Genomic DNA, 24,584 nt, shown 5'->3' on the forward strand with positions numbered 1-24,584 from the left:
CACAAGCGAAAGCGAGTCCCCGTAGGAATTTTTTCTCCTGGATTCCCCCTCACCACAACCTACAAACCGGGACTGAAGACTCATATCCACCCTCCCACTCCCCCGTCCGCCGTCTTACAGAGGCGTCCTCGCATCTCAACTAAATCCTCATATACCTATAAGTGCGGATACACATAAAGCGTAAGGAGATCCGGAACACCGGATCTCCTCACGCTTTTCAGCCACCCTATATGACTTTCGTTTACATAATCTCCTTCACAGCGGCTGCCACATTCTCCACTGTAAATCCAAATTTCTCAAAGAGCTGTGACGCCGGGCCGCTTGCTCCGAAGCCGTCCATAGTCACAGTTTTTCCGTCCAGGCCGGTGTAGCGTTCCCAGCCGAAGCCGCTGAGGGCCTCCACCGCTACTCTGCGTCTTACCGATTTTGGAAGGACGGATTCTTTGTATTCGTCGGTCTGCTCTTCGAACAGATCCACACACGGCATAGATACGACACGGACCTTGATTCCTTCCGCAGCCAGTGTCTCTTTGGCTTTGACGGCCAGGGCCACCTCGGATCCTGTTGCAATCAGGATTGCGTCGGGTGTTCCCTCACAGTCATCAATTACATATCCGCCCTTTAATGCCTCTTTGCTGCTTCCAGCCATCTGCTCCAGGTTCTGTCTTGTCAGAACAAGAGCTGTCGGTGTGTGCTCCGAGGTCACGGCGCTGTACCAGGCTGCCTGTGTCTCTGTCGCATCACACGGACGGAATACATGGAAATTCGGCATTGCGCGGAGCGCCGCCATCTGCTCAACCGGCTCGTGGGTCGGGCCGTCTTCCCCTACGCCGATACTGTCGTGGGTGAAGACGTAGGTCAGCGGAGTTCCCATCAGTGCGGAAAGACGGGCCATTGGTTTGCAGTAATCGCTGAACACGAAGAAGGTGGACACATAGGCCCTGAGCCCTCCGTGCAGCATAATGCCGTTGCCGATTGCAGACATGGCAAGTTCCCTGACGCCAAAGTGCAGGTTACGTCCGCTCCTGTCCTCTTTGGAGAAATCCCCGGCTCCGGACATATTCGTCTTATTGGACGGAGCCAAATCGGCGGAACCTCCGAACAGGTTCGGCATCACATCTTTCAAATAATTGATGATATTTCCGGAAATCGAGCGGGTTGCCTCCGCTTTCTCCTGCTTTTTCCAGAACTGCTCATCTTCGTTTAATGCCTCTGCGGCATGAGTGTCATGATACTTGTTCCAGAGCTCTTCCATCTCCGGATATTCTTCACAGTATGCGGCAAACATCACGTTCCACGCTGCTTCCGTCTCCGCCTTTTCCTCCGCGATCTCTGAGAAATGTTTATATACCTCGTCAGGCACATAAAACGGCTCCTCATAAGGCCATCCCAGAGTTTCACGGAGCGCTTTCACATTTTCAGCTCCTAACGGCTCCCCATGAGCGCTTGCTTTGCCCTGTTTCGCCGGGCAGCCGTAGCCGATCTGGGTCTTCACCGTAATAAAGGACGGGCGCTCCGTATCTCTTCTCGCCGCTTCAAGCGCCATGCCGATGGCGCCAATGTCATTGCCGTTCTCCACCGTGATTGTCTGGAAGCCGAACGCGCGCATACGCTCTTCCACATTCTCACGGAATGCGATATCCGTATTTCCCTCAATGGAAATATTGTTGGAATCATAAATCACGATCAGTTTGGAAAGTCCCAGTGTGCCCGCCAGGGAAAATGCCTCGGAGGAGATCCCCTCCATCATGCAGCCGTCTCCGCCCAGCACATAGGTATAATGATCCACTACGGGATATTCTTCTTTATTAAACACGGATTCCAGGTGGGCTTCCGCCATCGCCATACCCGTTGCCATCGCCATTCCGGCTCCCAGCGGTCCCGTCGTCGCCTCGACGCCGACCGTGTGGCCATACTCCGGATGTCCCGGTGTCATGGAACCCAACTGTCTGAAATTCATCAGATCTTCTTTGGAAAGATCTCCGTATCCGAATAAATGAAGCAGGGAATATAACAGCATGGAACCGTGTCCTCCCGACAGGACAAAACGGTCTCTGTTCGCCCAGTTTGGATTGGCCGGATTGTGATTCATCTGGTTTGCCCACAGCTCATATCCGATGGCTGCGCAGCCCAGCGGCAGTCCCGGGTGGCCGGAATTTGCCTTCTGAATGGCGTCCGCGGACAAAATTCTGATTGAATTAACTGAAAGAGTGTCAATCTGGTTCATTTGTAGATCCTCCTGAAAGATATACTTTTGTTGTTAGCCGGTGTAACTATTCAATACCGTCTGAACAGTTGTTAACTGGTTACTTTAATATGATCTCACGTATCCTGTCCCCGCCCGTGATGATGAGGGAGTTAAAACGTGAACCTCTTGTTATTTTGGCAACTGTGAAATCAAATTCGCCGGAAAAACGCTCTCTGCCCGACATATCATAAATTTTACATGAATTATCATTATACAAAATTACGAAATCCCCGTCAATATCCATGTTCTGATACAGATAGGTGAATTCCCTGCTGAATGCAGGCGATCCGTCCGACTTATACACATCCAGCCTGTTGTCGTATTCGCCGGAGGGCGCATCCACGATCACGGCCACATAGCTGTCGGAATAAGCGATACTCTTTATCTGTTCCTCCACCGGTATCTGCTTTACAAGCTCCGGTGAGGTTACGTTCTCCAATGAGAAAAAGGCCAGCTGGTTGTCCGTCACCGCGCAGGCGTGATCTTCGTCGAAAAATCTCACCCTGGGGCACAGGCTCTCCCCGAACTCATCAAATCCGCCCACAAGACGGTCCGGGTAGCTCTTGCCAAATTCAGAGAAGTTGTAAAATACGATTCTGTTTTTAAGGGTGCTGTCCTGAATATATAAATCCGACAGCATGACCTGGGTTCCCTCCGGGGACATGGACACGTCCATCAGGTATCCGCTCTTCGACATAACGGTCTTGATGCTCCAGTCCAGAGTGCTTCCGTCTTTCTTAAAAAATGTGATATAGGAAGACGTGCTGTCTTCCACCAGCGCAGCCGCGACTCCATATGCCGATACGCTGACCCTCAGAATCGGAAGCAGGGTGGTCGCTTCCCCCTGAAGTCCGGAGGTATCGCAGATGTAAATGGAGTTGCCCTGCTGATCGCCTAAGACAGCATAGTTTCCATTAATATAACATACCGGTGATTTCATCTGATAGCTCAGGGACCACACGGCATTGCCCGACTTGTCAATATAGGACGCTCCGTCCTTACTGTATTTGAGCATGTTGTCGCCGAATTTCATATATCCGGTAAAACTGCTCTCGCTGGCCGGAATCTCCTTCTCCCAGGCAACCGTATATTCAGTATACTGATGGCCGCGGACATAGCGGACTGCCAGGAATATGATAAGAACCGCCAGAAAAGCAAAAAACATGACCAGCCTGAAGTGTTTCATCCGCGTCTTCCACTCCGCCTTGCGGACGATCTCTTCCTCGCTGTCCTCCTGTTCCTTTCTCGGCCTGCCGCCTCCCGGCGCCGACCCCGGTTCTATGATGCGGCGTTTTAACTGCCTCTTTTTTTGTTCTCGTTCCATTGAGTTCATATTGCTCATTATTTATCTCCTGTAACCACAAGTCATTTTCACTGTAAAATGAAAACGGATATCCGCCGTAATTCAGCGCTTGACGGCTGTGGCTCACCCGGCTGAATAGTTGGTAACAATTATACACTATTTCCAGAAGATACGCATTATATTTTCCCTATTTAGCGAAAAAATAGTAACAGCCCGGTTACTGTTCACAGATAGTATTCCGCGAGGTGTTTTTTGTGAGTGGAGCGCAGCGAAAGTCACAGACAGCGGGCCCCCTTGGGGCAAACACGGGGGTTGCGGCGCGACGCAACGAAAAGTGCGCGATGCGGACTTTTCATTACAATCAACGGTGTTTTTTACCGTTTCTGTGCATCGCGAAGCGTGTTGCCGGGCACGGAGTGAACAGTAACAACGGTCCTTTCAACCGTTTATTCAAGCCCCGTTACGTCCGGGAGAACGAGTTCCTGCCCGGCTATAATCTTGTTGACGTCGTCTAATTTGTTGAGGGCGCAGATATCGTCGAGATAATCCAGGTTACTGTAGAGTTTGAAACAGATTCCGTAGAGTGTCTCGCCGTCGCCGATTACATAGGTTCCGCCCGGCTTCATGTTGGTAACCGGGTAATCCTTGATTGCGGTGGAGTTGCCGCCGCTTTCGTTCTGGCTGCCTTCAGGGTCGCCGCTGTTCTGGGAAGCCGACTGTCCCGCATCTCCCTGAGGTGTGGCGGAGGGTTGTCCTCCTGCCTGGTTTTGGAGGTCGGACTGGATTTTGCCGCCTGTCTGGCCCTGGGCGTCGGACTGTGGTTTGGCTCCTGCCTCACCCTCGCTCTGTGCCGGCTGGCCTGTAGTTCCGCCCTGGCCGCCGCTCTCCGTCTGGGCTTGTCCACCGGACGGATTCTGGGCCGAGGCCTGCTCTCCTCCCTGGTTTTCGGTCTGGCCGGACTGGGCCTGCGACTCAGAGGTGCCTGTCCCTGACTGGGTTTCAGCGCCCGGTATTGCCGTTTTTTCCACGGCCTCGCCGCTGTTCAGGATGGAATTTCCGCCGGACTGGCCCGTTTTGGCTTCCTCGGCCGAGGCCTCCGTGGGATATACGTTGCCCTTGATCTGCTCCACCACCAGGTTGTCGTCGTCCTCTTTCCCAATGTAGTTTTCAAGCCCTTTTACACCGCTTGGCAGGACTGAGACAAGGACGGTCTCCATTTCACGCATTTTCTGGTAGTTGTTAAACATGACAACGCCGCCGGCAAGCACCGCTACCGACAGCACGCTGCAAAGCATTCCAAGTGTTTTTATGGTTCCTCTGCGGGAGACGGCTTCCATCTTCCGCCCTTCCATCCTGTGGCGGAAGTCGCGGATCACCCTGTCTCCGCCTCCCGTTTCCACGCGGTGTACGTCTTTGCGGAGAATCATGTAATCCTGCATCATCTGATTGCGCTCATAGTAGATGCTGTATCCTTTCATCCGGTAAAAACCGTCGTCGGACGTTATGTAGGCCGCCTCCTCGCCGTCGATTCCGCTGTTTAAATACATGAGCTGATTCTTTCCGCCGAAATACTGGGTGTGCTGTTTCCAATAATTAAGAGGACTCAAAATACAGCCGGGCGCTCCGCAAATAAACCACCCCTGTACGGTCCTCTTTGGAAAAGTTTCTTCTATGCTTTGGTATGCTTTCTTCCAGGCTGCTTCGGAAAAAATCACTTTTTCCCCTGCCGCAGTCACATCTTCCATCTCCAGCGCCCCATCGATAAATATATAGGGCACCCCTTCGTATTGTTCCGTGCTGCCGAGCAAAAGCCCGACTCTCAGGTCTTGTCCTCCTGTTGGAAAGAGACGTTTCAGATATGTGTTTACATAATCTTCCACGTACAGCTTGACCACATCATCCCTGTCACCGATCTGCCTGATATTTTTCGGCAGTCTGGGAAACGGATTGTATAATTCTCCCATAGACTCACCCCGCTATCGTTTTATTAAATCTAGGCGATCATAGCACAGGATCTATGAAAAACTTGTCAAACAAAGGCCGTGTTATCCCAGAACTTTTCGACAAGCCCAATACTTCTGCTGATGCAGTCCGCCATCTGCATGACAACCGACAGCCTGACACTCTGCAGCATCAGCGGATCATAATTGCCGCAGCTTCCCACAATTCCGGTGATAAAAATATCACCTACCGAGTGGAGTTCCTTGCTGACTCCGAGTCCCGGTTTCAGCGCTCCCTTGCCCAGGGTTACATATCCCACATGCTCCCTGTTTCCCACCGAAGCATCGACCGCTACAATCAGATCGTCCTGATAACACGTTCTCAAAACCGCCATATAATTTTCCAGGTTCATCGCGTGCACCGGCCGTTCCAGGGTGCCGAACACCGTAGCCTTTGTCATCTTCATCCTGCTCAGTTTATATCCGATAAGCGGCCCCAGGCTGTCCCCCGTGGAGCGATCCGTGCCAATGCATAAGAATACGATCCCCCGCTTGTTTTTGCGTTCCCGCTCTTCCAGTATCATTTCAAGGAGCTGTCTGGCAAATTCCTCCGGGATAAAATTGCGGGATGCATTATAGTAATAAATCTCCTGGTCATTCCGGATTGTCTTCCATTCCCAAATTTTCATAAACTTACCGCCTGTCTGATTAGTTAATTCTATTATAAACAGGCAGTATAAAAAATATGCAGGGGATCTGCTCCCCTGCATATTTTTACTGATTTGCAATGAAAAGTTCGCAAAGCGTGCTTTTCGTTGTTATTCAATGCCCGCCCAAAAGCGCGGTACTGCGAACAGCAACTGCATATTATTTTCTCGACATATTTCTGCCCCGGTATACCTCGATCGCCTCGCTGATATTGCCGGCTTCGCCGGATTCCAAAATCCGCCTCAGTTCCTCCAGCCGCTCAGCCGTCAGGAATTCCTTCCCCACATAGCTTTCATACGTATCCGTGATAAATATTTTCTTTTCTTTTACAATCGTCTCCGTGTATCTGAGGCGGCTGCCTGCATCCTCGTAGGCTGCCTGCAAATCGTCAATTTTCGCCTTGCTGTTGCCGGTAATCTCATCGGTAATGATCGTTTTTGTCACATTTTCAAATGTGTTTAACGCCTCTTTTTTCTTGCGGACCGTCTCTGCCATCTCCTGCTCAAGCTGGGCAATCTCGTCGTCAAACTTTTCCAGATCATAGATTGCTTCATTTCTGTCTCTCTTGATCGAAGCCGTGATGACGCGGATCTTTTTATTGTTGGAGTTGATAAGGCTCCTTATTTGCCGGCCCTCCTGAAGGGCGCTCTGATGGCGGCCTTTCGTGGCGTTGCCTACAATCGTGTAGATTCCGCCGAAGATGAGAATCGCAACCACGTAAATCAGCACCAGATACAGAGTTTTTTTATCGGGAAGCGCAGTATACACTCCGTATGGAATCAGCAGGAAACAGACCGCAAACGTCAGAAGGAAGGTGAAAATTTCCTTGATCCCTCTCGGAAAATAGAGAGCATAATAAAATCCGCTTCTGCAGAAAGACGGCACTCTCTGGGACTGGAACAGGGTCTTCATCCTGACGTTCAGCTCCCGGTTATGTTCGTGAAGTTCTACGGTCTCTTCCCTGATTCTGTCCTTCATCCCCTGGTTTTTGGCTTTTTCCCTGCGGGCCCTGATTTTCTTCAGCTTTTCCTGGAGCTTTCCTATCTCCGCGTCATAGCTGCTCTCCATCTCGTCCCGCCTTTTCCGGACGGTCAGGCTGATGGCGTCTTCAACCGCCTTCTGCTCTGCTTCCAGAGATTTTTCCAGGCGCAGCTCCTCCATCCTGAGCTGTTCTTCCTTCTTCGTAAAATCGGAAAGCTCAGTGACCGCCTCTTTGGCGTCTTCCAGAAATGATTTAAAATCCGTTATCGTCTGTGCCATAACTACCTCCCGGATAGTTTTAAAATTATCTATTTTGTATAATTATCAAAATAGCCTTGGATCAGGACGATCGGTGTACCCTTATCGCCGCTTCCTGAAGTCAGGTCACAGAGAGAGCCGATGAGATCGGTCAGTCTTCTGGGAGTGGTACCCTGGGATACCATATTTCCCGTCAGGTTTTCCGCTTTCTCGTCTTTTTCCCTGATATAATTTGAAATCGCGCTCTTAAGCTCTTCACCGGCAAGGTCGGCAAAGTTATTATCTGCGAGATATTTTAATTTCACTTCATTCGGTGTTCCCTCAAGTCCGTCTGTATAGGCAGGAGAAACAACCGGATCGGCCAGTTCCCAGATCTTTCCTACCGGATCCTTAAACGCGCCGTCGCCGTAAACCATAACTTCAATATGTTTTCCAGTCGCTTCCATCAGCTTTTTCTGCACATCATGCACAAATTCGCCGCAGTGGATCGGGAAAAGCTTTACGGAATCTTCCGTCGCCTTGTTGGAACCGAGGAGGCCGTAGCTGTCGTTATATCCGCTGCCGTCCACACTCTCCGTCATAATGTCGTCGAGGGAAAGAACCTTAACGGCGCCCGCCTTGAGCAGCATGTTCTTTGTCCTTTTCCTGGTATGGATGTCACAGTTCAACACGGTCTTCGTATAGTCCAGAATCGCTTTTGCGTTATTGGCAAAAATAATCTGAACCTCCGCTCCGGTATCTTCAATCAGTTTCTTATAGTAATCCACATAGTCCACGCCCGTAAACTCGTGTTTTCTGTAGCCGAACAGCTCACGGTACTTCTCCTCCGTCAGCACGTCGCTCCACGGATTCACTCCGCTCTCATCCATCTGCTCCGGGGTAATCAGATGATTGCCCACTTCATCGGAAGGATAGCTGAGCATCAGAACCACCTTCTTGCAGCCCATGGCAATTCCCTTTAAGCAGATGGAAAAACGGTTTCTGCTCAGGATTGGGAAGATGATTCCCACTGTCTCGTCGCCGAATTTATTGTGCACATCCTTTGCGATCTGCTCTATGGTTGCATAGTTGCCCTGCGCTCTCGCCACTACGGCCTCCGTCACAGCCACCACATCTTTATCGCGCAGTGAAAAGCCCTCGCTCTCTGCTGCTTCCAATACAGAATCTGCCACAATCTGAACCAGATCGTCCCCCTGTCTGATAATCGGGGCACGGACGCCTCTGGAAACGGTACCAATCAGTCTATCCATCTTCCATTCCTCCATACGTATAATGTTCGCAGCCATCCAATCTGCACCGCGGGGCACGCTCCGGGATATTCCCCGTGAACCGCAGTACTCCGGCGGAAACCGGACAGTTGCTTTATCTTCAATATTATCTCCCTTTATCAGGGATTTTCACAAGAATAACTCTACCATATTTTACAAGGGTTGTCACGTCCTTTATGTGAGGAATCCCAGTCTTCATGGCGGAGTTCGGTAACAGTACAGATAGGTCTGCGCATTTACTGCGCCGACCGTACAAAAAGGTAGTGGCAGCAAGCATTCGGCTCATCCCCCCTCCTTATTTACTGGAAAATAGGGCGATAAAATGTTACAATGACAGGGTCAATTAAATCCGTTTATAACCAGGGGCCGCTTAACGGCGGGCGCCTGCCCTGCATACAAAGGAGTTGGAATATGAAGAAACTGGCAATCGTGGCATATCAGGAATATACGGGCCATCAATACGCGGAGACGCTGAAAAAGCTGTTCGGAACCTCCGTGGAGGTGACTTTTTATTCCATCTACAGTGATCTTTTGAAAAACCTGGAGGCCGATATTGTCGTGGCGTCCACCTATACCGTCTGCGAACTGTTGAAACAGTATGTACCCGATTTCGACAACATTACCATCGCCAACATCACGCTGCAAAAGGAGTCTGTTGCGCGGCTCCGGGCGATTCCGGAGGGGACGCAGGCTCTGCTTGTGAACGTTTCCCTGCAGGACGCCATTGATACCATCTCCCTGATCCACAGATGCGGTATCAAGCATATTGATTTTGTCCCGGCCTACCCGCCTATTTCACCGGATCTCTCCTGCGGCCTGGCCGTCACTCCCGGTGAGATAGACCTGGTGCCGCCAGGGGTTAAAAAAGTGATCGATCTGGGCGAGCGGGTGCTGTCGATGAAGACCATCATTGAAATAGCCATCCGCCTGAATACCATCGAAGTACTTCACCGACCTATTTTCCGGCAGTACTTCGACAGCATTATTTCCACAGACACCAGTGTCCTGGGAATGCTTGATCAGATCAATTTCCTGGAACAGCAGCTCAAATTTGTGACTCAGGTGTTCGATTCCGGCATCATGAGCCTGAGTGAACAGGGAGACATCATCTACGTCAACGATTCCGCCGCAAGGCTCATCGGGCAGCCGCCCCAGCATATGATAAGAAAACACCTGCACCAGGTTCTGCCCCCGCTCTGGGACAGCAAAACCCCAATGGCCGTTAAGGACAAGGTCATCACCCTGAATTCCAATGTGCTTATCGTATCCGTTTACCCGGTCGAATATACCTCCGTACAGCAGGGTTACATTGTCCTTTTAAAGAAATTTACGGATTTGGAACAGGAGCAGTATAAGATACGCAGGCAGATTATGGCCAGGGGGCATGCGGCAAAATACACGTTTGACGATATCGCCGGTGACAGCCTGGTGATCCGCCAGACCAAACAGCTCGCCGCCAAAATGGCGCGCTCCAATTCCTCCGTATTGATCTACGGCCAGACGGGAACCGGAAAAGAGCTGTTCGCCCAGTCGATCCACAACGCATCACCGCGCAGAAACTTTCCTTTTATCGCCATCAACTGTTCGGCGATTCCCGAAAGTCTCCTGGAAAGCGAGCTGTTCGGCTATGCGGAGGGAGCTTTTACCGGGGCCAGAAAAGGCGGAAAATCCGGTTACTTTGAGCAGGCCCACGGAGGCACGCTCTTCCTGGATGAGATCAGTGAGATGAATATCCACCTTCAGACCCGCCTGCTGCGCGTCCTTCAGGAAAAGGAGATTACGCGTATAGGAGGCGATTCCGTGATCAATGTAGACGTCCGTATTATTGCGGCCTCCAATATCAAACTGAAAACACTGGTCAACCAGTCGGCCTTCCGAAAAGATCTCTACTACCGCCTGAACGTACTGAGCATCCAGATTCCGACGCTGGATGAACGCAGGGACGATATCCCGATTCTGGTTGAAAAGATGAAGGAGGGGCTGCATGCCGGTTTTTCCCTGACGCAGGATGCCGTAGAACTCCTTCAGAACGTTCATTTTGAGGGTAATATCAGGGAACTTCAGAATCTGGTGGAACGGCTTAATTACTCCGACCGCCAGGTCATTGACGCCGATGAATTAAAACGGTATCTGGATCAGGACGTACTCGGAACAGACAGCGCCAGTCTGCAGGACATAGAAATAATAGAACGGTTTATAAAGGAAAACAGCCATCAGGCGGACCGCATTCTCCCTGTCCTTTCCGTACTTCAGGCAACGTGCCGCAGCAGCCGCAAGCTGGGCCGGAAGACGGTTTTGCAGGAACTGGAAAAAAACGGCGTCTATTTCTCCGAGCAGGAGATAAGGACCGTTTTCCAGACCCTTGCCTTCTACCGCCTGATCCGGATTACGCGCGGCCGGGGCGGAACATGCATTACGGACCTTGGGATGAAGGCATACTACTATATCATGGAAAAAGGAGCGGCTCAGACAGAGTCGCCCCAATAACGGTAAAAGAAGTTTTCTGCATTGCGGTAACAGATAAGCTCTGTCAGCCGTTCGGAAAAGCCGTCCCTCTCCATGGCTTCGGCAAGTTTGACTATCTCTTTTACCCCATCGATTTCCAGTTCAATATCCATACCGTCAAAGTCGGCGCCGATTCCCAGCACTTCCTCGCCGCCGATGTTGATGATATGGCGGCAGTGGCGGAGCATATCCGGGATGCGGCTTACCGGATCCTCAGATAAAAAGTCGGAGTAGAAATTCAATCCGATCATGCCTCCGCGGTCTGCGATCCGGCGTATCATATCGTCGCTTAAGTTGCGGCTCACCGGACGCAGGGCGCGGGCATTGGAATGCGTTGCCATCACCGGCCTGTTTCCATACCGCATAACATCCTCGAATCCTTCGTCCGACAGGTGGGATACATCCGCTATGATTCCCAGCTCATCCATCCGATTTAACGCCTCCAGTCCGAATGCCTTTAACCCTCTGGGCTGGGACTGTGCCGCACAGTGGGGGTAGCCCAGGCAGTTTTCATGGTTCCAGGTCATGTTAATCACCCGTATGCCTTTTTCGTACAGTTCATCCAGGCGCTCTATCCTGTTTTCCAGAACCCCGCCTTCCTCCAGCGTCAGAAATCCCGATATCACTCCCTGCTTCTTATTCTCAGCATAGTCCTGAAAACTTCCTGCAAAACGCACCTTATCTTCGTATTCACAGGCCTGCTGCCGGAACAGATCGATCATGCCCAGCACATCCTGGTAATGGCTCCCCAGACGCGGAGGCCTTTTCAGATTCAGAAAGCAGGCAAACATCTGGGCGGTGTAACCGCTCTGCCGCAGTGTTTTAAGCGATACGTGGCATTTATTTTCCCATAAATCCCCCAGCTCCGATCCCTCCTGGTAAAACAGGCGGTTTAAGGTATCCGCATGAAAATCAATGAAATGCATTTCTTACTGCTCCTCTCCCATTTTTAAAATGTGAACTGATCTCTGGCCGGAAACAGACCGAACAGGCCGCCCGTATGGATAAACAGGATATTCTTACTGTCGGAAAAACGTCCCTTTTCGAACTCCTTCGTAAATCCGTACAGGCATTTTCCCGTGTAGACCGGATCTAATATGATGCCCTCCTTGCGGGCAAAGTCGCGTATAAAGTCGAGTTCTTCCTTACGGCTGAGCGCATATCCCCTTCCGACATAACCGTCCAGGATTTCGACTTCCTCCGGACGGATCTCAACCGGTTCATCCAGATACCTCCCGGCCTCCTCCACGATCTCGGAGACACGTTTCTGAAAGAATTCCGCGTCGTCGCAGACATTGACTCCTGCGATCCGTTTGTTCAGTCCGTACAACCGGTTTGCAAGACAAAGTCCGGCAAATGTCCCGCCCGAACCAACGGCGTCTATGATGGTGTCAAAGGTGACGCCCAGCAGTTTCTCCTGTTCCATGATTTCCTGCATACAGGTAAGGTAGCCGAAGGTGCCGATTCCGTTTGACGCGCCCTCGGGAATTATGTATGCCTTATGTCCTGCGGCGTTGTATTCCTCCGCTACTTCTTCCATAATTTCACCGCGTCTGGAGCGGTAGCTCTCCGCATCAATAATGCGCACATCCGCCCCCAGAATCTTATCTATAAAGTAGTTACCGTCTGCCTGCGGTTCCGGCTCACCGTTTCTGAGCACCAGACAGCAGCGAAGTCCCAGCTTGACTGCGACCGCCGCCGTGGCGCGGCAGTGGTTGGACTGGAGCCCTCCGCAGGTGATAAGTGTGTCGGCTCCCATATTGACGGCCTCCGCGACGGAATATTCCAGCTTGCGGATTTTATTGCCCGAGAACTCCATTCCCGTCAAATCGTCACGCTTGATAAAGACGGAAACGCCAAGCTCCTGTGAAAACCGGTTCAGCATTTCAATTCTGGTCGGCAGATTCGCCATTGGGATCCTGTTTGGAAAAGGTTTCATCATTATTTCCTCCTGTTATACTAATTCGCCTCCTGAGCGGCGCTGCACCCGAATTCCCGGTTACAGCACAAAATGGAAAAACCGGAGGACTTCATAATAGTCATTATGTTTAAACTCAACGGTATGTGCATCCGTTTTATATGCACCCGGGTAATAGGATGCGTGTTCCGCATCAAAATGTTTCTGATAGGCCACAGTAACCCGGAATTCAGGGGGCAGGGGACTCACCGGCCCGCCATGGCCCACTCTCATCGCCCTCTCCGCGGCGTCCTCCAGCATCCGTTCCACCACCGCCGGATGCAGACTGGCAACGGCTCCTCCGATTCCTATCTTCGTGCAGCACGTCACAATCTTTGGGTTCGCAAACGTCGCCTTGTCGCAGATTCCGGCATCCCCTGAAACAAAGACCGTGGGAATTCCAAGATAAGCGGCCGCATAGGAAAACAGTGTCATCTCCGACGCCGGGGCGCCGTTGACGGTGATCTCCCTGATATTCCTGCTGCTGATCGTGTGGGCCATCGGGTTTCCATTCTGTCCGGCCGCATCGTGGTAGCCCACGAACATCACGGCATCATAGCTCTTATTAATGCCTCCCACCATGGAATACGGGTTTTTCACTTCCCCGCGTATCAGCGTGACCGGTTCCGGCAGATACTCATGCATAATATTAAGTCCATATCCGTGCGCATCCTTGACCGCCACAAAATCAGCCCCGGCAGACAGCGCTCCGCGGCATACGGCGCCCACCTCTTTACTCATCTGTATCATGCCCCTTGTATAGAGCTGCGGGTTGTCGTTTCCGGCCTCCGTAAAGGACGCCAAATCCGCAATGCCCTCAATGTCTGCGCTGATAAATACTTTCATCGTTTTTCTCCTTCCCATGGAATCCGGCAAATTTCCAGGATCTCATGTTTTATCTCATACTCGTCTGCCCTTAAGGCCCGGTGTCCGTACTCACACTCTCCGTACTGGTTATCGGTGGGATCCTGCCGCATATGCTTTTTCGGCGGTGTAAACTCGTGCTGGAATGCAGAATTGGCGGGCATGCGGAACGGATCCAGGTTCCCAAAGTAAAAGCATCTTCTCTCTTCGTTGCCGGTCCGGTGGGAGCTCCCCCCGAACGACAAATCGGCAAACAGCCAGCCATAGGGTGCAACGTAAAACTGCGCCCAGTCATGGCCGCCAATATCATAAGGCGCTGCAAACAGTCCCGATTGCCACCTGGCGGGAACCCCGCCGTAACGGCACAGCGTGATGAACAGTAACGCCTGAATGCCGCAGTCTCCCTTTTGGTTTATGCCGGCATACTCTGCGATATTCCTGATGATGCTGTATTTTCTCACATAGGAATATCTGACGTTCAGCGTAATATAGTCATAAATTTTCCGGGCCTTTAAAAGCGGGTTTGTCTCTTCCCCCACAATCTCCTCGTACAGACTGCGGATAAACGGCGTAAACAGGATATGAGGGGCCTGTTCTTCCAGACAGAAGTCCGGCTGCTCCGCCTCCACGATGCCGGGATCCGGTTCGGTGTACGCCACGTGGTTTTCATATTCATACTCCACGGTAAACGTATCTCCCTTTACATATGGTCTCTGAAAGCAGACGGTCCGGCTCTCAAAATCCTCCGGGGCGATTACCGCGTCGGACGGTATCCCTATCAGGCGGATCTTTCTCACCTGCGTCCCCGCATTGGGTATGGGCAGATGCACGGTGATCCGGTCCCCCGCGTCCTCCTCCCCCTTTACCTTCAGGGTGCTTCTGATATGAATGCGGTAAGCATTTCCCCCGTGCTCCTTCATATCGTTCATATTCCGGTTGAGGACCGCCTGCTTTTCCTCCTGCTCCTCCGGTTTCTGCGGCGCCGCCAGCCTGCCGGTTACGGGATGCTGCACCTTCAGAAGGTTCTCATAGAACGTGCGGATAAAGTACATCTTCCCGTCCCTGTAAATCCAGTCGAATACGCCCTGCTCAATCAGCTCCTCAAACTCCTCCCCGGTAAAATCACGGATGTTCAGGCAGAGGACGGACAACGCCTCCTCATAGGAAATGGGATATTCAGCCTCCCAGATTGGGAGCTGGGCTTTCTGAAGCTCCAGACACTTTCTGAGCGCCAGGGGAAGTTCTCCCTCAAGCCGTCTGTCGATCAGCTTAACCGCCTTCGAAAAATACCCGGCCTCCAACTGCCTTCTGATATCCTCCGGAAGCTGTACGGACAAATACTTTATATTTTCCAACATGTCAAGTTACCTCCCTCTCTTAAAACTGGGTGAACAGCGCGCCGAAACCGCCCGAATGAAGATAGCAGGCGCTGCCGTTTACGGTTCCGTTTTGCACCGAATCCACCATTCCGTACAGGGTTTTTCCGGTATAAACTTTCTCGACAAAAATACCCTCTTCCTTTGCCAGCTCATAGATCTGATCCACCGATTCTTTCGTGGGCCTGCCCCATCCTTCTCCTCTGTACTCCTCATGGACGGTATACAGCGTCTCAAAGCAGAATCCTTCAAGCTGTCCGGTCAACTGCTGCAGTTCTCCCAGAAAACCGCTGAGGATTTCTTCCAATTCCGCTTTTTCATGCTCAACCGTCACAACATGTACGTGAAAGGGCGCTCCGGTCAGCGCTGCGCCGAATATGACGCCGGCCGCCAGCCCTCCGTTCCCGCCCGGGACAAAGAGATGGTCAAGCTGCAGTTCCTGTGCCTCGCACTGATCACAAAGTTCCACAACGGCCTGAACATATCCCAGAGAGCCAAGAGCCGTCGACGCCCCGTTTTTAATCAGGTACGGATGCCTGCCCTGATTCTCCAGCTCACGGCAGAACTCCTCCACATATGCCTCCCTCTCGTGATCCGGCATATCTCCGATATAGCGCATATCTGCGCCGGAAAGGACATTGAGAAGCTGGTTTCCTTCCATCCGCTCCGGCCTGGCGTCATTGTGAATAATGATGCAGTCCAGATTCGCCTTGTTGCATGCGGATACGGCGAGGGCGCAGAGATTCGACTGGCATTTTCCGGAGGCTATCACAACGTCCGCTTTTTTCCGTACCGCGTCACCCAGAAGATATTCCAGGTTTCTGATCTTATTTCCTCCCGCACCCAGTCCGGTGAGGTCATCCCTCTTGATATACAGGGGAAAACGGGATCCTGTTTTTTTCTGTATGTTTTTCACCTGGTGCAGCGGGGTTGGGAACGTTCCTAACTCCAGACGGTGAAAATCAGCCAAAACATTTTTTGCTTGCCGGGTATTCATATCCATCTCCATTCCGCCGCTGACGCAGGCGGCCTGATTATTTCAAATTATATAGTCGCGTCTTAAATTACCGTTTTATTTAGGGGCCGGACCGTGTCACACCAGGTGGCAGGCCACAAAATGGCCCCTGGCAACTTCTTTAAACTCCGGCGCTCTTTCCCTGCACTCATTCTTTGCATAAGGACATCGGCTGGCAAATTTGCAGCCTGCCGGTGAATTCAGGGGACTCGGAACATCCCCCTCCAGAAGGATCTGGCTGGACTGCCTGGACAGGACGGGATCCGCAATCGGGATCGCGGAAAGCAGCGCCTTTGTATAGGGGTGCTGATTATGGTTATACAGTTCCTCCGTTTCGGCTATCTCCACCAGACTCCCCAGGTACATAACGCCGACACGGTCCGATATATGGCGTACCATGGAAAGGTCATGGGCCACAAACAGATAGGTTAACCCAAGTTCTTCCTGCAAATCCTCCAGCATATTGATTACCTGCGCCTGAATCGACACATCCAGCGCCGAGATCGGCTCGTCGCAGATAATAAACTCCGGATTGACCGCCAGTGCCCTGGCTATGCCCACGCGCTGGCGCTGCCCCCCAGAAAATTCATGGGGATAACGGCTGGCGTGATCCTTGTTCAGCCCCACCCGTCTCAACAGTTCCAGAATATATTCCTCCCTCTGCTTTCCGGAGCAGATATGGTGGATATCCAGGGGTTCTCCCACGATGTCCGCCACCGTCATACGCGGGTTCAGGGATGCGTACGGATCCTGGAAAATCATCTGTATTTTTTTACGGTACGGCATGAACTCCTTTGCATTTAAATGGGTGATATCGGCGCCGTCATACCGTACGCTTCCTCCGGTCGGTTCATAGAGACGGCTGATGGCGCGGCCCGTGGTCGTCTTTCCGCAACCCGATTCGCCTACCAGGCCGAATGTTTCGCCTTTATCAATATAAAATGATACGTTGTCAACGGCTTTTACATAGGAAATCTTCTGTCTCACCACGCCCTTGACCTTTTTAAAATACATGCTGAGGTTTTCCGCCTCAATCAGGTGATGCTGTTCCACGCCTCACACCTCCCTTCTGATTTTCATACTTAGCTACGGCAGGCGCCTTGGGATGGCAGAGCCAACACCGAACGGCGTGCTCCTCCCCTCTGTGGAATTCCGGTACTGTCCGCTCCCTGCAGACACCCATGGCGAATTCACAGCGGGGGTAGAACGGGCAGCCTGCGGGAGGCTGCAGCATATCCGGGGGCGTTCCTGCAATCGACTGCAGCCGTTCCCTGCTCCCTCCGGCCTTGGGAATGGATTTTAACAGCCCCATGGTATACGGATGAAGCGGAGAATAAAAGATGTCCTCCACCGTACCCGTCTCCATAATCTGTCCGCCGTACATGACGATAATGCGGCTGCAGGAGCTTGCCACGACTCCCAGATCGTGTGTAATCAGGATAATCGACGTATTCGTGCGTTCCTTCAGGTCATTCAGGAGGCGGAGGATCTGCGCCTGGATCGTCACGTCCAGCGCCGTGGTCGGTTCGTCCGCAATCAGAAGTTCGGGATTGCAGGACAGCGCCATGGCAATCATGACACGCTGGCGCATGCCGCCGGAAAATTCATGGGGATAACAATGGATGCGTTCCTCCGGGTCGGGGATTCCGACCAGGCGCAGCATCTCAACCGCCCTCTCCATCGCCTGTTTTTTGGTCAGCTTCTCATGTTCTAATACGGCCTCGCTAATCTGGCTCCCAATCGTGATAAGCGCATTCAGGGAGGTCATGGGATCCTGGAAAATCATCGCGATTTTGCTGCTGCGCATTTTCCGCATCTCTTTTTTATTCTTTTTAAGCAAATCCTCACCGTGAAAGAGAATTTCCCCTCCCATAATCCTGCCCGGGTGCTGTAACTGCATAATCGACAGGGAGGTCACGCTTTTACCGCTGCCGGATTCGCCGACGATGCCTACCGCCTCGCCTTTCCGTACCGAAAAGCTTATATCACGGATTGCCTTGACCTCTCCCACATGGGTAAAGAAAGAGGTTTTAAGGTTTTTTACCTCTAATAATTGTTCTTCCATGAAAATCACCTCTCTTTACTTTCTCTGTTTCGGGTCAAAGGCATCGCGCAGGCCGTCGCTGAACAGGTTGAATGCCAGGATTGTGACGGAAATGGCGATGGCGGGAGTGAGCATCTGATACGGATAGACGTATATTCCCGGGAGCGCGTCGTTGCAGAGTGTACCCCAGGAGGCCATCGGAGCGGAAACGCCTAGTCCGACAAAGCTTAAAAATGCCTCCGTGAAAATTGCATTGGGAATCTGCATTGCAATGGCTACCATGATGGCTCCCATCATATTGGGGATCAGGTGCTTGACGAAAATGCGGCGTGTGGACGCTCCCAGTATTTTCGCCGCCAGCACAAACTCATTGTTTTTCAGGCTTAAAACCTGTCCGCGCACAATCCGGGCCATTCTGACCCAGTAGGTGAGTCCGAGGGCAATGATAATGGATTTCATGCCGGGTCCGATTACGACCATGATGAGAATTACATACAGCATCATCGGAACGGAATCCACCACATCCACGATACGCATCATCACATTGTCTACCGTGCCGCCCTTATAACCGGCAAAACAGCCGTAAAAGACGCCTATCACAAAGTTGACGAGGGCGGCAAAGACGCCGACCGTCAAGGACATCCTGGCTCCGTATATCACGCGGATAAAAAGATCCCGCCCCAGAGAATCGCTTCCCAGAAGATAGGTCTTATTCCGCATGGTGCGCGTTTCGGTCATAGCGTGGCCGTCGTATGTAATGCTGCATTTTTCTATCTCTTCTTCCAGAATTCGTTTGGCTTCCGCCAGGGAGATAAGCGGAGTTTCCTCCCCGCCGTCAAAATAGCCTGCCAGATAAGAGGCGGCCGATGTGGGAACGCAGTCTCCCTCCGCTGCCGAATACTTCTTTTCCAGTTTCCGGTATTCTTTCAGTGCCTGTGTATACATACTGTAATCGATCGACAGGATTTTCCCGTTCAGGTCAAAGGTGCTTTTTCTGGCTATCGTGTCTTTATACGTGGGCTGCAAAAGCTCTACCAGAGCGCCGTCGGCCGCCACTTCAACCACGTCGTAGTTCTGTGTAATATAGATATTGCGCTCATTCGCCTCATCGGAGAGAGGATAAACCTTAAGCACCGGAGGGATATTGGAGAGCGTCAGGTTCTGTTCTTCGTAACTGTATTTCCAGAAAAAAGGAATAAAGACCGCGCAGAGAACCAGTATAATGATGACGACCATTGATATCATTGCTGTTTTGTTCTGTTTAAGCCGTCTCCAGCCATCCTGCAAAAAGGTCAGGCTCGGTTTTTCAATTTTTTCAGAATTCTTTTCACCCAATTCCAGAGGCTCCCAAAGAGAGTCCGGAATCTGTTCTATGTTATTATCCATGTGCACTCTCCTAGTCGTATTTGATTCTCGGGTCTACAAAAACATACATGATATCCACAATGAGCGTGCATACCACTAAAAATACGGCGAAAAATACCGTAATTCCCATGATCAGCGTATAGTCGCGGCTGAGGATACTCGTTGTGAACAGGCTGCCGATGCCTGGAATTCCAAACACCTTTTCAATGACAAATGAACCTGTGACAACCATGGCAACCATCGGGCCGATATAGGTTACAACAGGCAGAATTGCATTGCGCAGCGCGTGCCTGGTGACAACTTTAAACTCGGAGATTCCCTTGGCTCTGGCCGTCCTTATGTAATCCTGGCTCAGCTCCTCTATCATGGAAGTCCTCATCAGACGGGTGACAAAGGCCATGGAAAATACGGAGGTCACCAGGACGGGGCCGATATATCCCTTCCAGTCCGCCACGCCGAAGGCGGGAACCAGTCCCAGAATCTTGCTGAACAAAAACAGATACAGCGTCGCAAATACGAAGCTCGGAATCGTGGAGCCCAGGGTCGATAACACCATCAGAAAGCGGTCCACAAACCGGTTCTGTCTGAGCGCGGCCAGAATTCCTGCCGCGATACCGAAAATAATAATCAGTATGGAAGAATAAATGCCAATCCGCAGGGAATAGGGGAAACCGGCCGCAATTATTTCATTGGTGGAAAGTCCCACTTTAATATAGGAAATACCAAAGTCACCGTGAAAATAATCCACCAGGTATTTAAAATACCGTTCATACAACGGCCGATCCAGACCGTACTTTGCCTTCATGGCCTGTTGGAGTGTCACATCGAGAAATTTTTCGGAATCCAGAGGGCTGCCCGGAATTGCGTTCATCAGTACGAAGGTAATCGTCATAATAAACCATATGGTTATAAGCGCCGCCAGCACCCTCTTTATAATATATCTGGCCAAATCATTCCCTCCCTCAAAAGAGATCGGGAGCGCCCGCCCGGCGGGCGCTCCCAAACCTTCCTTACAATCAGTCTACAAATTCTGCATTGCGGAAAATCCAGTTGCCGGTCTTGGAGAACTCCACATTCGTAACAACGTCCTCATTAATCAGCGCTTTCAGCACATAGTAGTAAATCGGGCAGGCGGGAGCCTCTTCCATCAGAACGGTCTCGGCCTGTGCCCAAAGCTCGTCTCTCTCGGTTCCCTGTGCCGCCATTGCCGCCTGATAAGCATCCTCAAATGCCTTCTGGCCCGGGTTCAGGGTATGGTCGTGAGGAGCGCTTGGATGTTCCGCATATCTCCACTGTGCATAGCATCCGGAATCCAGCTTAAACTGTTTCATCATCTGGCTGGCGTCATAATAGCCTGCGCTCCAGCCCGAAAGGCTGATATCGTATTTGCCGTCCGCTTTTGTCTGCAGGGCTACGCTCTTATCCTCATTGCGCAGTTTCACGGTAATGCCGAGATTTTCCTTCCACATCTGCTGGATTGCCTCACAGATCTTTTTATCACTCTCTCCGGTGTAGTATAAAAGCTCAAGTTCAGGGAATCCCTCTCCGTCCGGGAAACCGGCTTCCGCCAGAAGCTGTTTTGCCGTATCGACGTCCGCTGAATCGGGTGAAATGCCGAATGCCGGCTCAGGCAGACCGTTGGCCTGCAGCGTGCGGTAGGAACTGCCGTCCGTCTTCTGTGTCGTAATAGGAAGGAAACCGCTGGCAGGTATTTCTCCGGAGCGTGTAATCTGATCCGTAATCAGCTTGCGGTTGATGGCAAGGGTGAGGGCGCGGCGGACCTTGACGTCGCTTACCGGATCCCTGTCCACGTTAAAGTCGAGATATTTTGTTCCCGTAAGCGGTGAAACATACAGGTTGGGATCTTCAGCCAGGAGCGTCGGGATCTCTTCCGCCGGGATTACTTCGGTACAATGGATATCTCCTGCTTTATAACCCTGAAGGGATGTATTTTCATCATTGATCATGATTCCCTTGATGGCCGGCATCTTGATACTGTCTGCATCATAATAGGCGTCGTTCTTCACCATCAGAATATGGGAGCCGATCTGGTATTCACCGAGGATGAACGGTCCGTTACAGATAAAGGTTTCCGGGCGTTTTTCCCATCCCTCACCGAGATCCACGCATTTTTTATTTACCGGACAGTAAATATCGGCTGAGATACGGCTCAAAAAGAACGGAGCCGGGTTTTTAAGAACCACTTCAAAGGTATAATCATCCAGGGCATGCGCCATCACTTCGTCGGCCGTGCCGGTTCCGGCCAGATACTCGGCGGCTCCGACCACATAGTCGGTCACACCGGCTGCGGAAGGTGATGCTACGGCCGGATCACAGAGACGTCTCCAGGTATATTCAAAGTCGTGGGCCGTCAGAGGAGTTCCATCCGACCAGTTGGACTTACGCAGATGGAACGTATAGGTCAGGCCGTCGTCGGAGACATCCCAGCTCTCGGCCACACCCGGTTCAATTCCATCCGCACTCTGCCTGGTCAGTCCCTCGAACATTGAAATGGTAATGTACTCGGAAAGAGTTTCCGAACTGAGGGTGGGATCCCAGGTTTTAGGCTCGCTTCCCATATTCCATACGAGAGCCTGCGGCTTCTCTGCCGCAGAAGCTGCCGGAGCCGCGGTCGATTCCGCCGGAGCCTGCCCGGAAGTCTCGGGAGCGGACGATTTCTGGCTGCATCCCGCCAGCGCACCGCCAAAAACCATAATTGCAAAAACACCGATTAACATACTGCTTTTTCTCATAAAAACCTCCTTATTTGTTTTTGATAAAGGAAGACCTCAGGTCTCCGCAACACCCATTCTGATGTTTATAAACAGAGCAATATGTGTGCCATTTTTATCTAATATTTCGCTATAAAAGTAAATATTATTTAATAACAGTATGTTTTATCACCCTCTTAATAGGCAAAATTATTTTTATCAATATGTTAAATAATAATTTAACAAAATAAAAAGAAGTAGTATTATGCTTTTTTGCATTTTATATGGTTATTAATTTTAATTATATAGCCATATAAAACCATTCTGACACTCCACGGCCTTTCACGGATCATCATGGAATCACTTGCCTATGATATAAAAAGAACCCGGATACCGCCACATTCAAAAATGTGTGCGATATCCGGGTTCTCTGTTATCCTGCCGGCAGCACGCGTTTTCCGCGCTACTCTTCCAGTACCTGAATTTCCAGATAATCGAAATCAATGGATTCTATAAAGTTGTCACTCGTAAACCGGGCCTTGTCATGGCGTTTGAATTCCCCGACCGTAGCGTCCAGCCAGACCGGATGCCCCAGATCGAACTGGTAGCATATCTGATCCACGGCGTCAAAAATCATGGCCGTTCTGGACATGGAATAGTCGCCGTTGCAGATTACCGTGTCCTGCAGCATTCTGTTATCTTTAAATATTTTTCCCCACAAGCGGAACATGGCAGGTCTCCTTTTGTTGTGTAGTTTTAATAGAATAGTATCAGTCTTCTTCCGGCGCCATATCCATCCATTCTTTTCCCTCTACCATACGTGTTACCATCATGGATGCAACCGTATCGCCCGTGGCGTTGATCCAGGTTGCGGGAGGATCCACAAGAAATCCAATCGTTGCAATGATCGGGAATGCTTCCGGCGGGAAGCCGAACAGGTTGACAATCAGCATCTCACCGATGAGGCCGCCGCCCGGAACGCCGGACATAACGACACCGCCCAGAATTGCGATGCAGACACAGGTGATGTAAGTGCCGATTCCCGAAAAATCCTGACCGAAGATGCCGAACAGGAACGATATCTTTAAGATAGAGGAAAGACAGGTTCCGTCCATATGCATCGTCGCTCCGATGGGAAGCACGATATCCCTGATATCCTTCGGCACGCCGATAGTTTTCGCCGCATCCAGGTTGACCGGCAGCGTGGCGATGGAGCTCTGGGTAGCCAGGGAAGTTACCGAGGCGTTCAGAATATTCTTGAAGAATTTTCTCGTTCCCTTCTTCCCTCCGGCAAAATACGAGTATGCCGCAAATGCCACGAAGAAATACACGATACACAGCGGATAGTAAATAATCATCGCTTTTGCATAGGAGCCCAGAAGCTGGGGGCCAAACTCGCCGATCAGGGATGCAAAATACGCTCCCAGTCCGATCGGCGCATAATACATAATCAGTGAAATCATTTTCATCATGACCGCGGAGAGGGCCTCCAGGCCTTTTGCAACCATGCTGTTATTATCTTTTCCCGTAAGGCTGACACATACGCCGAACAGGACGGAAAAACAGATTAGCGGCAGCATATTAGCCTTGGAAAGCAGGCCTGCGAAATCATTCACCGTGAGCGCTTTTACGATCTGCTCGCCCAGGTTGACGCTGTCCAGCGAATCCGGAGCCGTGAGGGCGATGTTGACCCCCTCTGCCGGCGGGAATATCTTCACCATCACAATAATGGCGACAGACGCGATTGCTCCCGTCACAATGAAAACTCCCAGCATATAGCCCAGGATTTTCCCGAGACGCCTCATACTGAGCATGTTTCCGACCGCACTGGAGATCGTGATAAATACTAACGGCACCACCGCACAGAACATCAGATTGATAAAGATATCCCCGAACGGTTTTAATATTACCGCTTTGTCACCGAATACGATACCTATGATACTGCCGATTGCAATACCAGCAATCAGCGTCAGAGGAAAACGATAATTTTCCCAGAATGTAGATTTACTTTTCTCCATACCCCTGATACCTCCCTTTTCAT

19 protein-coding genes are annotated in these 24,584 nt (G+C 51.2%); 1 reads left to right on the forward strand and 18 read right to left on the reverse strand.

Translation table 11 applies throughout. The features are described 5' to 3' along the window. Positions 1-241 precede the first annotated feature (241 nt). From tkt to QZT18_RS17450, 6 genes are all read right to left on the reverse strand, one after another. Positions 242-2,227 carry a transketolase gene (tkt, locus tag QZT18_RS17425; RefSeq protein WP_294149823.1) on the reverse strand — a complete coding sequence of 662 codons (1,986 nt, stop codon included), beginning with the start codon at positions 2,225-2,227 and terminating at the stop codon, positions 242-244. A gap of 79 nt (positions 2,228-2,306) precedes the next feature. Continuing rightward, positions 2,307-3,590, reverse strand: coding sequence for a DUF5711 family protein (locus QZT18_RS17430; RefSeq protein WP_294149825.1), 1,284 nt, complete (start codon positions 3,588-3,590; stop codon positions 2,307-2,309). 407 nt (positions 3,591-3,997) lie between these two features. Beyond that, positions 3,998-5,515 (reverse strand): LysM peptidoglycan-binding domain-containing protein, encoded by a 1,518-nt coding sequence (locus QZT18_RS17435; RefSeq protein ID WP_294149827.1) that lies wholly within the window; start codon positions 5,513-5,515, stop codon positions 3,998-4,000. Between the two features lie 65 nt (positions 5,516-5,580). Beyond that, entirely contained in the window at positions 5,581-6,180 is a 600-nt protein-coding gene (yyaC, locus tag QZT18_RS17440) for a spore protease YyaC (protein ID WP_125141388.1), read from the reverse strand. A gap of 178 nt (positions 6,181-6,358) precedes the next feature. After that, positions 6,359-7,459 carry a hypothetical protein gene (locus QZT18_RS17445; RefSeq protein WP_294149830.1) on the reverse strand — a complete coding sequence of 367 codons (1,101 nt, stop codon included), beginning with the start codon at positions 7,457-7,459 and terminating at the stop codon, positions 6,359-6,361. 29 nt (positions 7,460-7,488) lie between these two features. Continuing rightward, positions 7,489-8,688, reverse strand: coding sequence for a coenzyme F420-0:L-glutamate ligase (locus tag QZT18_RS17450; RefSeq protein WP_294149834.1), 1,200 nt, complete (start codon positions 8,686-8,688; stop codon positions 7,489-7,491). A 429-nt stretch (positions 8,689-9,117) separates the two neighbouring features. On the opposite strand from QZT18_RS17450, the gene QZT18_RS17455 reads away from it, so the two are divergent. Beyond that, on the forward strand, positions 9,118-11,193 hold the full coding sequence (locus tag QZT18_RS17455) for a sigma-54-dependent Fis family transcriptional regulator (RefSeq protein WP_294149837.1): 2,076 nt from the start codon (positions 9,118-9,120) through the stop codon (positions 11,191-11,193). Here the strand turns inward: QZT18_RS17455 and QZT18_RS17460 are convergent. From QZT18_RS17460 to QZT18_RS17515, 12 genes are all read right to left on the reverse strand, one after another. Continuing rightward, entirely contained in the window at positions 11,172-12,137 is a 966-nt protein-coding gene (locus QZT18_RS17460) for a dipeptidase (RefSeq protein WP_294149839.1), read from the reverse strand. The two genes, QZT18_RS17455 and QZT18_RS17460, sit on opposite strands and share 22 nt — an antisense overlap. A 23-nt stretch (positions 12,138-12,160) precedes the next feature. Further along, positions 12,161-13,153: a D-cysteine desulfhydrase family protein gene (locus QZT18_RS17465; RefSeq protein ID WP_366925917.1), complete on the reverse strand. Its 993-nt coding sequence runs from the start codon at positions 13,151-13,153 to the stop codon at positions 12,161-12,163. A gap of 57 nt (positions 13,154-13,210) precedes the next feature. Continuing rightward, entirely contained in the window at positions 13,211-14,014 is an 804-nt protein-coding gene (locus QZT18_RS17470; RefSeq protein WP_294149841.1) for a M55 family metallopeptidase, read from the reverse strand. Next, positions 14,011-15,390, reverse strand: a complete 1,380-nt coding sequence (locus QZT18_RS17475) for a transglutaminase-like domain-containing protein (RefSeq protein WP_294149844.1) — start codon at positions 15,388-15,390, stop codon at positions 14,011-14,013. The genes QZT18_RS17470 and QZT18_RS17475 overlap by 4 nt, the downstream gene beginning before the upstream one ends. Before the next feature lie 19 nt (positions 15,391-15,409). Beyond that, a complete protein-coding gene (locus QZT18_RS17480; protein ID WP_294149847.1) occupies positions 15,410-16,405 on the reverse strand; it encodes a 1-aminocyclopropane-1-carboxylate deaminase/D-cysteine desulfhydrase in 996 nt (331 codons plus the stop codon). 96 nt (positions 16,406-16,501) lie between these two features. Then, entirely contained in the window at positions 16,502-17,437 is a 936-nt protein-coding gene (locus tag QZT18_RS17485) for an oligopeptide/dipeptide ABC transporter ATP-binding protein (protein ID WP_366925918.1), read from the reverse strand. A 16-nt stretch (positions 17,438-17,453) separates the two neighbouring features. Then, positions 17,454-18,488 (reverse strand): ABC transporter ATP-binding protein, encoded by a 1,035-nt coding sequence (locus QZT18_RS17490; RefSeq protein ID WP_294149852.1) that lies wholly within the window; start codon positions 18,486-18,488, stop codon positions 17,454-17,456. Between the two features lie 15 nt (positions 18,489-18,503). After that, positions 18,504-19,853 (reverse strand): ABC transporter permease, encoded by a 1,350-nt coding sequence (locus QZT18_RS17495; protein ID WP_294149854.1) that lies wholly within the window; start codon positions 19,851-19,853, stop codon positions 18,504-18,506. Between the two features lie 10 nt (positions 19,854-19,863). Further along, the gene (locus QZT18_RS17500; RefSeq protein WP_294149857.1) at positions 19,864-20,781 is read right to left on the reverse strand and encodes an ABC transporter permease; all 918 of its coding nucleotides are present in this window, start codon (positions 20,779-20,781) and stop codon (positions 19,864-19,866) included. Positions 20,782-20,848: 67 nt separating this feature from the next. Next, positions 20,849-22,585 carry a peptide ABC transporter substrate-binding protein gene (locus QZT18_RS17505; protein WP_294149860.1) on the reverse strand — a complete coding sequence of 579 codons (1,737 nt, stop codon included), beginning with the start codon at positions 22,583-22,585 and terminating at the stop codon, positions 20,849-20,851. 421 nt (positions 22,586-23,006) lie between these two features. Further along, entirely contained in the window at positions 23,007-23,273 is a 267-nt protein-coding gene (locus tag QZT18_RS17510) for a hypothetical protein (RefSeq protein WP_125141401.1), read from the reverse strand. Between the two features lie 40 nt (positions 23,274-23,313). After that, the gene (locus QZT18_RS17515; protein ID WP_294149862.1) at positions 23,314-24,561 is read right to left on the reverse strand and encodes a dicarboxylate/amino acid:cation symporter; all 1,248 of its coding nucleotides are present in this window, start codon (positions 24,559-24,561) and stop codon (positions 23,314-23,316) included. Positions 24,562-24,584: the final 23 nt, after the last annotated feature.

Source organism: uncultured Clostridium sp. (genome assembly GCF_900547735.1).
In the GTDB taxonomy this organism is placed as follows: Bacteria; Bacillota; Clostridia; order Lachnospirales; family Lachnospiraceae; genus Otoolea.